Here is a 13,933-nt window from a genome sequence, read left to right on the forward strand (position 1 = left end):
CGTTTTTAACAAATAGCGATTAGTGAACCGCGAATAGCGAACCGCGAATAGCGAATAGCGAACCGCGATTTAGTTTGAATTTAAGAGGGGTTTCCATCCATGTTCCCCTATCACAGCGTTTTTAACAAATAGCGATTAGTGAACCGCGAATAGCGAACCGCGAATAGCGAATAGCGAACCGCGATTTAGTTTGAATTTAAGAGGTATATTTTTTCATGAAAAACTTAATGACACGAAAAGTCGTCCTCGGCGTGCTGATGACGCTGGTGCTGGGGTTTGGGGGGCAGGGGGTTGTAGAGGCACTAAGTGATCTTAGTCAAGATGGCCTCCCAGATGATCTTACTAATCAAAATGTTGAACTAACTTTGACAACCATTACCGCGCCGCTTAATCAACCTACTATCAGGGAATCTGTGAATGTGAACGTTAATGGGGGTGGCGCGAATTTCGTAGTTGGTGATAGCACGAGGACTTCGTATACTTGGACAGAAGATGATTCGGACCTGTCAGATGGAACGGACGGAAGCCTAACTATTCCATCGTTGACAATTTCCATTCGGAGCCCTGGTGAAATAACTGTTAGAATCAGCGATACCAGCTCAGTATCTTCAGCAGATCGGCAACCAGAAATAGTTCGGACTTATTACGCAGTGAAAAATCCGCTGGATGTTTCTTTGTCAGATAATATTCGATTCCGTGGCGTAACCAACGGTGTTGGATATCCCTACGATCACCGACAAGATATACAGATTTATGGTGGAGACAGCAGACACAACTTGGTTACTTATACACTCGACAGCAGTTTTAATACAGGTGCTCTCTATGTAAAAGAGGGTAACAACCGTGCAAGATTTGGTGACGACTCTCTTGAAACTTCCAGTGCTGCTCAAGTATGGCTGAGTATGGGTGCCAGAACTGATCTAAATACTGCCCTAACTGCTGGGGGTACTAACTTGGTTACTGTCAGGGTTGAGGGCAACGGGAACGAAACAACCGCTGTCTATATCTATGGGCGTCCTCGATTGTCCGTGATAGTAAACGAGTCTATTGATGAGGACAGTCCTGATCAGTCCGGTGGTGTGACCGTCCCAAGTGCCTTTACTGCTACGGTGAGGGATGAGTCAAGTGACGAAGGGGCAGCAGTCCCGAACGTTCCAGTCAAGTTCGAGGTCAAGGATAAAACCATAACCGGTGGGAGGCTATTCCAGACGACTGGGACGACTATCGTTGACTCTTTGAATAGGGAAATATCTGAACCAATGCAGGGCGTTAGTACGCTGTACGTGCGAACTGCTCGTGCAGCATCTCCTAGTGCCATAGTTGATTTCCAACTTGGAACTGCCGGCAGAAAACAGGTAGTTAGTGTGAGTGCTGTAGGTAAGAGCGAAGATGTTCCTGCGTATGCTAATATCAATGCTGATCGGACGTTAAGGCTAACTGGTCGGCAACGACGAGGCACCACGAACTTATATGATCTGAGGATTGTTGTAGAAGACGATGGAGAACCCGCGCCGAACGTAGAAGTAAGTTTCTCTGTGGTTAAAGGGAGTATTCCGTCTCAGGTAGCTGCTGACCGTACTGGTGTTGTTCGGGTCGTTTATGATTCAATGGGTAAGTCAGATCCTTTGACGATTGTTGCGCGTGCCCCCAAAACAGGTACAGACGTTGATGCCACTGATGTTGAGAAAGTTGAGTTAACCATTAACGTCAGCGGGGGCAGCGTAACACCACGGGATAACCAGAATGACAACAACCAAGGCACCGGCAGGGATGCCCTCTCCTTCAACTTGGGAACTTCTATCACGGGTAACGAGGGAGACCAGATTACCCTTGAGGCACGGGCAATTGATCGAGATGGACAACGGGCACCGCAAGTGCCGGTCACGTTTACCATCAGCGATTCTGATGTAGGTACCCTCTCTGCGACTTCTGTGAATACCAATAGCAACGGTGTCGCGGGGATAACCCTCACCCTCGGCGAGGAAGACGGGAGTATCACGGCATCTGCGTCCGGATACGACTCGGCAACGGCGACTATCACGATTACACCCGCACCTGCGGGTTTACAGGTCGCTTCGGGGGATAACCAAGACGGGGAACCGGGATCAGTGCTTTCTTCTGCCTTCGTGGTCCGGTTTGAAGATACCGAAGGCAACCCGATTTCAGGGGCGGAGGTTACCTTCACAGTCGAAACCGGAGGCGGCTCGCTCTCAAGTTCAACGGATACTACCGACTCGGATGGAGAGGCGGAGACAACCCTCACGCTCGGCACGCAAGGGATGCGGAATACCGTCCGGGCACGCGTGGATTCTACGGCATACCCGAACGTCGGTTCTGCGGTCTTCACGGCAGAGGCGACACGCGGTCCCGAGGCAATTGTCGTCGTCGATGGCGACGATCAGATTGGACAGGTCGGTAGACTCCTCGATGAAGACCTGAGCGTCCAAGTCGTGGATAGCGACGATAGCGGTGTGTCTGGGGTGCTCGTCCGCTTCCGGGTTACTGAAGGCAGAGGACGACTCTCTCGCAACAGTGATCGCACGGATCCCGATGGGTATGCCGAGGTCGGGTTCACGCCGACGGCTGACGGTGAAGCGGTCGTTGAAGCGTATTCGACGGGACTCACTTCGGCATTCTTTACCATCAACACAGGCGAACCCCCCGATGCGATTACGATCGTCTCTGGGAATAACCAGAACGGTCGCCCCGGGGCTCGCCTCGCCAATCCGCTCGTTGTTGAAGTTATCGATGAAAATGACGATCCTGTTTCAGGGGTCACTGTATCCTTTTCGGTCACCGCAGGGGGCGGGAGCGTGTCTCCGGCAGCTGCCACGACGAACAGCAGTGGACGGGCACAGACGCGACTGACCCTCGGGGATGACCCCGGTGAGAATACCGTCCGCGCCAGCGTTGCAGGGGTCTCCCCCGTCTCGTTCAAAGCGACTTCCGGCATGCAGGTGCACCTGAACGCTTCACAACGTCCACCGATGTATTGGATCAGTAAGGCAGATGGCACGCTGTATCGGCTGGTTGATGATGCGATCGAAAGTTTGGCACCGAACGTCACAGGTATCACGAACATCGCCGTAGATGCGGCAAATAACGTCCTGTATCTCAGTGTGCAGACGGGTGAGAACCGCGGTGAGATCCGGCGGGCAAACCTCAACGGGGGCAACGTCCGGACGCTAAAGACGCTCACTGCTGTGCCACGCGGGATAACCGTCGACTCTACAGGCGATACGCTCTACTGGGCGAACTCACGCGGGCGTATCCAGAGTATGCCGACGGCAGGGAGCACGAAACTGACGAATGTGCTGGAGAACCTTCGCAACCCGACGATCGTTGTCTCTAATGGGCATCTGTATTGGACGGAGTCTATTGGTCGGATCCGTCGGATTAGTCTGACAGACGCACAGCAGACGATCCAGAACATCGCCACGGGTCTCGGTGAACCGTTAGGGCTTTCCATTGCGAAAGGGAAGGTCTATTGGATAGAACGGGATGCTGATGGGTCTGGTTCTCTGAATCGTTCTAACCTCGACGGGTCTAACGTGCAGGCGTTGAAGACGTTTGCGTCGGGTGTGCCGACCTCGCTTGCCGTGGACTCGGGTGACAACAAGATTTACTGGACGAAAGGTGCTGGGAAAATCCAACGTTCTAACCTTGCGGGTAAGTTCGTGAGAGACGTTGCGTCTGGGGTGATGAACCCGACGGGGATTGCCCTGAGTGTTGCGGCGACGGATGGGCAGATGGCGACGACGCAGCCCGGGACTCGGAATACCGAACAAGCGAACAACGCACAGTCGACCTACTCACGGTATGACATCAACCGCGACGGTGCGGTGAATAACGCCGATACACGGGCGGTTGCTGCAGCCATCGGACAGAGCGGTGCGGACATCGCGAACCCACGCACCGATGTAGACGGCAACGGCATGGTGGATGTGACCGACCTCATCCTCGTCTTGGGGAACCTCGATGACGATGTGGCTGCCCCGACGCTTGCGATTGATGTCAAAGCACTTGACATTGATTTCGATCGGGTGCAGGAGCAGGTAGAGGTGTTATTGGCATCGGGTGATGCGTCGATCGCGGCGCAGCGTGCGTTGCTGTATCTGCAGCACCTGTTAGCATCGGCACGTCCGGATGAAACGGTGTTGTTGGCGAACTATCCGAACCCGTTCAATCCAGAGACGTGGATACCGTATCACTTGTCCGAAAGTGCTGATGTGAAAATCAACATCTACGATGCGCAAGGCGTGTTGGTGCGTGCGTTGACCGTGGGTCATCAGTCTGCGGGATACTATACATCTCGGAGTCGTGCGGCGTATTGGGATGGTCGGAACGCCTTCGGTGAACGCGTTGCGAGTGGTATCTATTTCTACCAATTGCAGACGGACGAAATGTCGCCGCTGCGGAAGATGGTTATTTTGAAGTAGCGGATCGCGAACCGCGGATCGCGATCCGCAGTTATCAGTACTGAGAACTAAGCGTTGATACGCGATAATTATAGTAGATTCCAAAAATAAGTTTACACTACAAGCGAAAACCCATGCTCTGCTGGCGAGGTTTCCTAACCTCGCCACTGTAAAGTTAATTATGGGTTCCACTATAAAAAAAGGCGGCATGTCATATAGGTCATGTTGCCTTTTTTGTAAAAAGTGGCAATAGGGCACAAACTATGGTAGATCTTAGAGTTATTTATACACTTGGTATTGGCGAGGTTAGGAAACCTCGCCAGCGGCAGCACGTGATGAGTGGGCAGCCACAAGGGCTGCAATGGATAGACACCTTCAGAGAACCCCAGAAGAATCAGGCAGCACGCGATGAGTGGGCAGCCACAAGAGCTGCCCCTACAAGATGTGTATTTATTTTTAGGATCCACCATAAATAGCACTGTAATGTGTTACTTTTTTGACTTTTTTTGATATTTCACGGACATTTTCTGATATTTGTTGACTTTTTTTGATATTTTTTGTATACTTTTAAGTGGCAGCCTTGATGCTTTGAAAATGGGCATCATCCTCACAGAAACTGCCTCAACCTTAGTATTATATAGTGTATAATTAAATATATTCGGACTTATGAGATTCAGTTTTCAAAATCGACCCAAAAGGAGGTTTCACCATGCCCAGCAATTCAAAAGGCACTATTTTGACAGCTTGCGAAATGTCTTTTAACGGTGCAAGCAACACTGAAATCGCAGCACACTTCAAAGTCACCGATTCAACAGTCTCGCGCTGGCGGAAGAACCCTGTTTGGATCGACTTTGAAAACGAGCTCATCGCCGCCTACAAGGCAGCAGCACTCAAGAAGCAAAACCCGAATGCGGCTGAGGTGGATAGCGAATAGCGAATAGCGAACCGCGAACCGCGAATAGCGAACCGCGATTAAAAAAAATATAGCGAAGGAATAGTCGACATCTTCCATCGCTACATTTATGGTAAACCTTAGAATTAATTAGACATTCAGCACCGGTGCGGTTAGGAAACCGCACCTACCGGGGTAGGGTAAAATGTCTGTTTATTTTTCAGGGTTACCATAGTCAGTTACGCGCATTACGCGCATGGCCCCTGACCACCAGTATTTTAGTTTGAATTTAAGAGGTTAATGTCATCCTAAAAAGACAAGATGAGTTTATAGCGTCGTCCCAGGACGTCCTGAAAAATATCCAAAGAGAAGAAAGGCGGCATGTCATATAGGTCATGCCGCCTTTTTTGTAAAAAGTGGGCAATAGCACACAAACTAACAGTTTGTGCTACAAATGTAGCATCGAATTTCGATTCTCGACAACCCATAACTCATAACCCACCACCCATAACCCACCATTAAAATTCTTGACTTTTGGCCGAAAATACGCTATACTTTAACCCAGAAAAATCACACAATCGGAGGACATCTATGAAGCCCTATCTACTCATAATTTTACTGACACTTGCACTGGCATCCACACTACACGCAGCGTCCGAATATACGATCACAAATAGACACCGCGTCATCGAAGAGACGACCCTGAACGACAACACTGTTCCTGTCGGCACAAAACTGCCCGCTGTGAGTTTCACAACACTCGACGGTAAGACACAGAACTTAGAGATACTCACCAAACAGGGAGCCGTCGTTGTCACGTTCCTTGCAACCGAATGTCCCGTCGCGCAACGTTATACAACACGCCTAAAACACCTCCATGCCGAATTTCCGACACACACCTTCGTTGCTATCTATCCCAATGAAAACGATTCCATAGACGAAGTGAAGGCACACGTCGCGAAGTCGGAATATATGTTCCACATTGTGAAAGATGCAACAGGCAAGCTTGCACGCATTTTCGGCGCAACAATGACACCGCAGACATTCGTTGTCGATACACAACGCACACTACAATACCGGGGTGCGATTGACGATAATCGCTACGAGACGCGGGTCAAACACCACTATCTCCACGATGTCCTCATCGCAACGCGCGACAACGCATCCGTCCCCGTTCAAGAGACGGCTTCGTTCGGCTGCACGATCCACTTCCCTGAAGCCGCACTCCCCGACGAGGTCACTTATAGCGAACACATCGCCCCGATCCTCCAGAAACAGTGCCAAGCCTGTCACCGTCAAGGCGAAGTCGCGCCGTTCACACTCGCTGACTATAGCGATGCGAAGGCCTGGGCGACAGAAATCGCAGCGTATACACAGGCACGGCTCATGCCGCCGTGGAAACCCGCGCCGGGTTATGGGCACTTCAAGAACGAACGCCGTCTCACCGATACCGAGATTGAGATGATTGCGTACTGGGTCGAATCCGGGGCACCCGCAGGCGACCTCGATGCTGTGCCACCTGCACCCGAATTTCATGACGATTGGGCACTCGGTGAACCCGACTGGATCGCGGAGATGCCCGTTGAGTATGAGATTGAACCGGAAGGCGAGGACGAATATCGGCAGTTCATCATACCGACGAACTTTGAAACGGATATGTACATTCAAGCCGTTGACGTGCAACCCGGCAACCGGAAGACCGTCCACCACGTCATCCCTTATCTTGATGTGAATGGCGAGGCGCGTAAACTGGACGCAGAGGACCCGAAACCCGGCTATGTCACAGAAGGCACGGGCCCTGGGTTTGACACTGTGGGGTCTCTTGGGGGTTGGGCACCTGGGATGACACCGATTGTGTTACCGGAAGGTATCGGCTATCTCTTACCGAAGGGTGCGGACATCGTTATGCAGGTGCATTACTATCGCACAGGTCACCTCGAACGCGACCGCACGCGCTTGGGGCTCTACTTCTCGAAAACGGAGGAGACGACGAAGCTGCGTATCGGTGATGCGACGAACAGCAAATTCGTGGTGCCACCGGGTGCGGATTGGTATGCCGTTCAAGCGCACGAAGACTTCAAGCGGGATGTCTATCTGTTGGCGACGATGCCCCACATGCATCTCATCGGGCGGGATATGCGTCTGGTCGCGACGACACCGGAAGGTATCCGGCACGATCTGATATGGATTCAGGATTGGGATTTCAATTGGCAGGACATCTATCACTATCAGGAGCCGTTATTTTTGCCAGCTGGCACGCGTGTGGAATTGGTAGCACATTTTGATAACTCGGCAGCGAACCCGACGAACCCGAACGACCCACCTGTTCCGGTCGGTTGGGGTGAGAAGACGACGGATGAGATGTGTATTGGGTTTTTGTATTATGTGAAGGCGAGCGAGTTTTCGCCTGTTTCCCTAAAATAATAGCTGGCAAGGTAGGTGCGGTTTGTAACCGCACCGGTCTTCCGTTTCTCCTAAGATATGTAGGTGCGGTTTGTAACCGCACCGGTCTTCCGTTTCTCCTAAGATATGTAGGTGCGGTTTGTAACCGCACCGGTCTTCCCCAAGAATAATACCTTATGAACACCCTCCCGAAATACCGCAGCCATACATTGCGGGCAGGCAGAGCCTCCATACCAGGAGCATACTACCATATCATAATCGTTACACATCAACGAAAGCGCATCCTTGCAGACGACAACGTAGCGTCAATTATTTTCAGAGCATTTAATTGGTTAGAAGTGGAAAACCGGTTAGAGCGGATATGTATTATGGTGATGCCTGACCATGTACACACGGTTATTAAACTTGGGGAAGGGCAGACGCTCACCAAGGTTTTGCATTCTATGAAACGGTTTACTGCGCGTGAGATTAATAAATGTTTGTCGCGGGAGGGGGTTCTTTGGCAAAAAGGTTATAGCGATTGGGGTATTCGGACAGAGGAGGCGTTGAATAACACTATCCGTTATTGCTATATGAATCCTGTAAGAGAGGGGTTAGTGAGATCGGCGCGGGATTATCCATATTGGTGGTGTAAATTTGAGATGGAATAGTTCTGCATTTCACCCTCAGCCGGTGCGGTTAGAAACCGCACCTACTGGGTTTAGGAGAATCTGTCTTCTTTTTAATGGGATCCGGTGCGGTTAGAAACCGCACCTACTGAGTCTGGAGGAGCCGTTAAAAAACACCCACCTCACAATAAAGAAGCGACCGTAACCTTCTCCAAATGTTCCCGCTGCGATTCCCGTAGATCACCCAACACACGCTCACGCGCCGCAGACGATACATCCAGCGCAAGATGTCCCGCTATGTTTCCCTCCACCGCGTCCACAACCTGCTGCAACGTAATTTCCGCCAACCCACGCGCCGGCAAAAATCCGATCGTGTCCCCGTCCACCTCATAGATCAGCCGTGCCGCCTTAAACCGTTCGAGACACTGATCCACGATGTCTTCAGAGATACCCGAAAGCGAGGCGACCTGCTCCGGTGGACACGCACCGCGCCCCTTAGAGAAGTGTTCCGCGACAATCAGAAACAAAGTAATCACATCCGAAGCGTTAAGGTAGGTGCCACCTACTGACCGAAACCGCTCCCGCGGAAACGGTGTCGAACGGAAGTGTTGCACCGAATTCGAGACCTCCGCCCCTAACAAGACGACCACCCAGGCCACGTAGGTCCAGATAGCGAAGACGACGAGTATCGCCAGCGCACCGTAAATATCGCTGTAGTTTTGCCAGACGGCTTCCAGGTACCGTCCAAATGCCAACCGTGCGGTCTGGAACAGCGTCCCTGCAACCAACGCCCCCAGCAGCGCTGCATGCCACTTGACAAACGTGTTCGGCATCGCGATGTACATCAAGAAAAGTACACAATAGACTAACACCCACGGGAAGACATGGGCAAAGACCCAGTTCGTCGCTGTTGAAAAGAACAACCAAATCAGGAGCGGACCAATGGATAACAATGTATAGAAAACCGCGTATTTTTGGAACGCTTGTACAATCGGCAGCCGATGCCGTGCCCCCCAGATGTTGTTAAAATGCTGCTCTACGGATATAAAGAGGAGTGTTGAGACGATGAGAAACAAGAGAAACCCACCGACACCGAGCCCTCCCAGATTTCTGTTGGCAAATCCTGAGAGTTCTGATACAATTTCCTCAGCAGCATACCGCGGGAGGAAGTTGTCCCGGAGCGCGACGATTAGCGGTGAATTGTCGTCTTCGACGGCACCAAACGTTTTTAAGAGGAACAACGCAACAGCGGATAACGGCACAAGACACAACAGTGTGTTAAACGCCAGCGAGGATGCTTGCTGCAAACATTTGTGTCCTATAAATTTGTGCCACACAGTCGCTGCCAGCTGCAAAGTAGATCTGCGGGCACCCGTGACATATCCCACATATTTTTCGGAAAGGTTGTTTGTAACCATATTTATGACAGACTCGAAACCCGACCTGATTTCACGCCTGAAGCGCAAGTTCAGGCAGCACCGATTATTGTCCCTCCTTGTTGGATGCCCCTATCCCGCCCCACGCTGGAACCGGTGTGTGAAACGCCTCCTTCGGCAACTCCCTCGTGATGCGAAAATCTTGGACCTCGGTGCCGGTAGGCACCGCCGTGCCCCGAATGTCATTAACCTCGAAATCGAACCGACTCCGGAAATCGACCTCATCGGCGACGGGCATTTCCTCCCGTTCAAAGAGAATACCTTCGACGCTGTCATTTCTGAAGCCGTGCTTGAGCACGTCCACTCACCGAACGGCGTTGTTCAGGAGATACACCGTGTGCTGAAACCCGGTGGCTATGTCTGTGTTGCCGTCCCGTTTCTACAAGGTTACCACGCCTCACCGCACGATTACCAACGCTGGACAGTCTCTGGGATCGTCCAACTCTGCGCCGCCTTCACCGAGATCGAAAGTGGGGCATGTGCAGGACCGACTGCGTCCTTACACTGGATTTTTCGGGAGTACATCGGGCTGCTTTTTTCTTTTGGCAGTCTGCTTCTCGCGAAAGCCATCTCTCTGCTTGTCGGGTGGCTAACGTTCCCGTTTTTGATTTTAGACGCTCTGTTATCTTTACACAAAGATGCCGACATTTTAGCGTCGGCAGTCTACTTTTTTGGGAAAAAATTGTGAATCCGTGCTATCCTTAATTTAGATAGCGAGGGCGAGGTGTCCGATTAATTTCCGTTTTGCGAGGGGGGTGGCTCATTGAAGGGGATGCCTTTCGCTTCAGCATCAAGGCGACGGCTGTTCCAAGCGGCTATCTCTTGATATGCTTCCGTGCGTCCTTGCTCAAGCCCTTGCTCAAGCCCTTGCTCAAGCCCTTGCTCAAGCCCTTCCGCCTTCGCATCAGCGGTTATTTTGGCATCATACTTCTCTATTTGGCGTTTCATCAGGTTCCAAAATAACATCAGTAGTGAACCTCCTACATCCAGTAAGAAAGTGAGAAAAAAGGCGGCAGGGATGGCAGCAGCTATATCGGCAACTATAAGCCGGACACGTTGTGAGAACGTACTCACAGCAACCGGGGGTGCAGTGAAAAGATAACCAATGACCGCGAGAAGAAAAATGATAGCGTTCCCCAATCCAATGTTTTGTGCAAAACTGAAAAGTGAGGGCCGCTGCTTTTCCGCCACGGAATGCTCCTTATTGAAGCGTGATCTGCTCCTGTTCCGCTGTCTCCAAAAGGTTGCGGACAATCTCCAATGTCAATTTAGAAAGTTTCTGCGAAAATTCGGCATCCGTGAGTGTCCGATATCGCGTCGGTTGAGATGTCGTAAGCCGTTCATTCGCGATTGTCAAAGCACTGGAAACAAGCGATATTGGCACTTCGAGAGCAGTGGGAGTATAGGTCGGAGCGGTGTGAGGGACGGGTAAAGTTACGAGCGATTCTGCGGTATCCCCCGCCAAAAAATTTTCCCGTCGCGAATCAATCTCCGCTAACACCTGTTGCGCAGCGATCTGATGGGCAAATTTTTTCGATCCGGGTACCGGTTCCGGGGTCTCATAAGTCCTATCCCCGTACGCCACCGTTACCTGCCAGCTGGGTGCATCCGCTGGACCGTGCTGGGTTTCGGTATACGTCGGTTGGCTCAACCCGCGTTCCTGACAATATTGAATCAAAAGTCCTTTATAATTTTCTAAAATCTCGCCGGTAGCCGGATCTGCCATGCATCGCTCCTGTTTGTTCTAAGATCTAACACTACTGTGCCGGGGACCGCCCATCATTTTGCGGGGTTTGACTTTCCGCTGCCGTTTCATCTCAATTCTGCGGCGTTTTTCGCTCGGTTTCTCATAGAAACTCCGCTTTTTAATCTCAGTAACAATACCGGCTTTCCCGCACATCTTCTTGAACCGTGCCAATGCCCGATCAAACGTTTCGCTTGGGTTGACATTTACTTCGACTTGAACCATTTTTTTAGCCTCCGTTGGGGTTGGAATTATAAAAACATTTTATAAATTGTATCACATCTGATACGGGATGTCAAATTTTTTAATGGCGAATCGCGGTTCGCGAATCGCGGTTCGCGAACCGCTCTTGACAATTTCCTCGAACGCCGCTATACTCGTCACACGAAAAAGGAGGCAGCCCCATCTACGAAATCATCATCCTCTGCTTCGGCGCATGGCTTACCGGTGTCAGCAAAGCTGGGTTCGGTGGTGGCATTGGCATGATTGTCGTCCCGATGTTCACACATTTCCGAAGTGCACGAAACGTTATCGGACTCATGCTTCTACTGCTCTTCTCCACCGATGTCTTCTCACTCCGTCACTATTGGAACCGTTGGCACCGCCAGAGCGTCACACGTTTGATCCTCGGTTCTCTCCTCGGTATCGCCTTAGCAAGTCTGATTCTAAAGGACATCTCCGATTATCACCTCAAGAAGGTTATTGGTGGGATTGCCTGTCTCTTCGCGCTCCTGGAATTCCTGCGTCCCTACTGGCAACGATGGCTTGGGAACGCCGAACAACACGTCGAATCGGCATTCCGCTTTAAGACGTGGCAGGGGCTGCTTGCAGGTCTGTTTGCTGGTGCGTTCTCGACACTCGCGCACATGGGTGGACTTGTCGTCGTCATGTATCTCCTCCCGCAACGTTTAGGGAATACCGCTTTCGTTGCGACCACGACAGCCACCTATTTCCTGCTCAACTTCATCAAAATCCCGTTCTATTATCAGCTCGATCTTTTCTCGACGGAGATCCTCATTGAAGCCGTCGCGCTTTTACCCTTCATTGCGTTAGGTGTGCTGACCGGCATCGCGTTGAACAACCGTGTTTCGGAGCGGCTCTTTTCGAGGATTGTCTTATTCTTCCTGTTTGCGACGGGCGCGCATCTGCTTTTGGGTTAATAGCGAACCGCGAACCGCTATTTGCCAAAAAACATTGCTGCTATCTAAACCCTTGTGATACACTATAGATATGCTGACCGCCAAAGAAACGAGGTTAAAAAAACAATGACACTGAAATGGGGTGTGCTCGGTGCCGGTAGCGTCGCACAACGCAGAGCGATGCCTGCCATCAACAAAGCAAAGAACGCCGAACTTCACGCCTTACTCTCTCGTAATACCGACCGCGCAAAACACCTGGCGGACGAATACGGCGCAACCAACGCCTATACCACCGTCGATGCACTCTTGGCAGATGACGCACTCGATGCGATTTACATTTCAACACCCGTTCACCTACACTGCGAACAGGTCGTCGCCGCCGCGGAACGCGGTTTACACGTACTGTGCGATAAACCTATGGCACTCACACCACAAGAGTGTCGAGAGATGGTTGCCGCCTGTGATGCCAACGGGGTCCACTTACAGGTCTGTTTCCTCTTTCGGTTTCATTCCTGTTTCCAGCAGATCCGGGCGTGGGTAAATGCTGGACGGTTCGGGCAGATCGTCCACGGACGTATGCCGTTTTTGAAACAGTACGAACTTATGCCAAACGAATGGCGCGCCAAGCCTGAAGAAGGTGGCGGTGGATGCTTTATGGACCTCGGACCCCACAGCGTCGATTTGCTCCGCTATCTCATCGGCGAAGTCAACGCCGTCAGCGCGTTCTATAACAGTGCTGTCAACAACGCTGCTGTCGAAGAGACCGGGGGCATCGTCCTGCACTTTGATAACGGGGCGCAAGCGTTCACAGACCTCAGCTTCTCAGTCCCGCACTGTGACATCGTCTTTGAACTTTACGGAACAGAAGGCTCCGTCTGGGTCTACAACGACGACGGTTGGAAGATCCGCACCCATTTTGATGGCGAGGCGGAGTTGATCCTGTCTCAGTTTGAAGACCTTTACCAATACCAGTTTGAGCATTTTGCGGAATGTGTGCAGCAGGGTGTCTCACCCATCACGACTGGGGGTGACGGATTAAGGGCAAACGAGATCTTAGCCGCGGCGTATCGCGCTGGAAAGATAGGGCAGACGGTTTCTCTAAAGTAAGTAGGTGAGGTTTGTAACCTCGCCGTTCTTCCCCAAATAAAATCGGTGCGGTTAGAAACCGCACCTACCCATTTTATACGGGAGCTGCTATCCGCTAACAACAGATCCAGATTCTAAGAATAAAATCGGTGCGGTTAGAAACCGCACCTACCCATTTTATACGGGAGCTGCTATCCGCTAACAACA

The 13,933-nt window shown here is 51.4% G+C and carries 12 protein-coding genes; 8 read left to right on the top strand and 4 right to left on the bottom strand.

Annotated elements, in window-relative coordinates; translation table 11 throughout:
- Positions 1-215 precede the first annotated feature (215 nt).
- The 5 genes from OXN25_07295 to OXN25_07315 all read left to right on the top strand — a co-directional run bounded on the left by OXN25_07295 (position 216) and on the right by OXN25_07315 (position 8,363).
- Entirely contained in the window at positions 216-4,439 is a 4,224-nt protein-coding gene (locus tag OXN25_07295) for an Ig-like domain-containing protein (protein ID MDE0424654.1), read from the top strand.
- Between the two features lie 242 nt (positions 4,440-4,681).
- On the top strand, positions 4,682-4,894 hold the full coding sequence (locus tag OXN25_07300; protein ID MDE0424655.1) for a hypothetical protein: 213 nt from the start codon (positions 4,682-4,684) through the stop codon (positions 4,892-4,894).
- A 233-nt stretch (positions 4,895-5,127) separates the two neighbouring features.
- Complete coding sequence (locus OXN25_07305; protein MDE0424656.1) at positions 5,128-5,352, top strand: helix-turn-helix domain-containing protein; 225 nt, start codon at positions 5,128-5,130, stop codon at positions 5,350-5,352.
- A gap of 549 nt (positions 5,353-5,901) precedes the next feature.
- The gene (locus tag OXN25_07310; GenBank protein ID MDE0424657.1) at positions 5,902-7,734 is read left to right on the top strand and encodes a redoxin domain-containing protein; all 1,833 of its coding nucleotides are present in this window, start codon (positions 5,902-5,904) and stop codon (positions 7,732-7,734) included.
- Positions 7,735-7,889: 155 nt separating this feature from the next.
- Entirely contained in the window at positions 7,890-8,363 is a 474-nt protein-coding gene (locus tag OXN25_07315) for a transposase (GenBank protein MDE0424658.1), read from the top strand.
- Positions 8,364-8,503: 140 nt separating this feature from the next.
- Here the strand turns inward: OXN25_07315 and OXN25_07320 are convergent, their stop codons facing one another.
- Positions 8,504-9,739, bottom strand: a complete 1,236-nt coding sequence (locus tag OXN25_07320) for a YihY family inner membrane protein (GenBank protein ID MDE0424659.1) — start codon at positions 9,737-9,739, stop codon at positions 8,504-8,506.
- 4 nt (positions 9,740-9,743) lie between these two features.
- On the opposite strand from OXN25_07320, the gene OXN25_07325 reads away from it, so the two are divergent.
- Complete coding sequence (locus tag OXN25_07325; GenBank protein MDE0424660.1) at positions 9,744-10,445, top strand: class I SAM-dependent methyltransferase; 702 nt, start codon at positions 9,744-9,746, stop codon at positions 10,443-10,445.
- A gap of 44 nt (positions 10,446-10,489) precedes the next feature.
- Here the strand turns inward: OXN25_07325 and OXN25_07330 are convergent, their stop codons facing one another.
- Genes OXN25_07330 through rpsU form a run of 3 tightly spaced genes read right to left on the bottom strand, consistent with a single transcriptional unit; the run spans position 10,490 to position 11,726 of the window.
- Positions 10,490-10,948 (bottom strand): hypothetical protein, encoded by a 459-nt coding sequence (locus OXN25_07330; GenBank protein ID MDE0424661.1) that lies wholly within the window; start codon positions 10,946-10,948, stop codon positions 10,490-10,492.
- Between the two features lie 10 nt (positions 10,949-10,958).
- Complete coding sequence (locus tag OXN25_07335; GenBank protein MDE0424662.1) at positions 10,959-11,483, bottom strand: double-stranded RNA binding motif domain-containing protein; 525 nt, start codon at positions 11,481-11,483, stop codon at positions 10,959-10,961.
- An 18-nt stretch (positions 11,484-11,501) separates the two neighbouring features.
- Positions 11,502-11,726 (bottom strand): 30S ribosomal protein S21, encoded by a 225-nt coding sequence (gene rpsU / locus OXN25_07340; GenBank protein ID MDE0424663.1) that lies wholly within the window; start codon positions 11,724-11,726, stop codon positions 11,502-11,504.
- Between the two features lie 194 nt (positions 11,727-11,920).
- On the opposite strand from rpsU, the gene OXN25_07345 reads away from it, so the two are divergent.
- Together OXN25_07345 and OXN25_07350 are read left to right on the top strand one after the other, a co-directional pair.
- Positions 11,921-12,661, top strand: a complete 741-nt coding sequence (locus tag OXN25_07345; protein ID MDE0424664.1) for a sulfite exporter TauE/SafE family protein — start codon at positions 11,921-11,923, stop codon at positions 12,659-12,661.
- Positions 12,662-12,766: 105 nt separating this feature from the next.
- A complete protein-coding gene (locus OXN25_07350) occupies positions 12,767-13,747 on the top strand; it encodes a Gfo/Idh/MocA family oxidoreductase (protein MDE0424665.1) in 981 nt (326 codons plus the stop codon).
- The last annotated feature ends 186 nt before the right edge of the window (positions 13,748-13,933 follow it).

This window comes from Candidatus Poribacteria bacterium, assembly GCA_028820845.1.
In the GTDB taxonomy this organism is placed as follows: domain Bacteria; phylum Poribacteria; class WGA-4E; order WGA-4E; family WGA-3G; genus WGA-3G.

Bases quoted from the DNA above. Each gene is read 5' to 3' on its own strand.
- OXN25_07305 (MDE0424656.1), top strand. From the start codon at position 5,128: ATGCCCAGCAATTCAAAAGGCACTATTTTGACAGCTTGCGAAATGTCT.
- OXN25_07335 (MDE0424662.1), bottom strand. From the start codon at position 11,483: ATGGCAGATCCGGCTACCGGCGAGATTTTAGAAAATTATAAAGGACTT.
- OXN25_07295 (MDE0424654.1), top strand. From the start codon at position 216: ATGAAAAACTTAATGACACGAAAAGTCGTCCTCGGCGTGCTGATGACG.
- rpsU (MDE0424663.1), bottom strand. From the start codon at position 11,726: ATGGTTCAAGTCGAAGTAAATGTCAACCCAAGCGAAACGTTTGATCGG.
- OXN25_07310 (MDE0424657.1), top strand. From the start codon at position 5,902: ATGAAGCCCTATCTACTCATAATTTTACTGACACTTGCACTGGCATCC.
- OXN25_07320 (MDE0424659.1), bottom strand. From the start codon at position 9,739: ATGGTTACAAACAACCTTTCCGAAAAATATGTGGGATATGTCACGGGT.
- OXN25_07300 (MDE0424655.1), top strand. From the start codon at position 4,682: ATGGTAGATCTTAGAGTTATTTATACACTTGGTATTGGCGAGGTTAGG.
- OXN25_07325 (MDE0424660.1), top strand. From the start codon at position 9,744: ATGACAGACTCGAAACCCGACCTGATTTCACGCCTGAAGCGCAAGTTC.
- OXN25_07315 (MDE0424658.1), top strand. From the start codon at position 7,890: ATGAACACCCTCCCGAAATACCGCAGCCATACATTGCGGGCAGGCAGA.
- OXN25_07350 (MDE0424665.1), top strand. From the start codon at position 12,767: ATGACACTGAAATGGGGTGTGCTCGGTGCCGGTAGCGTCGCACAACGC.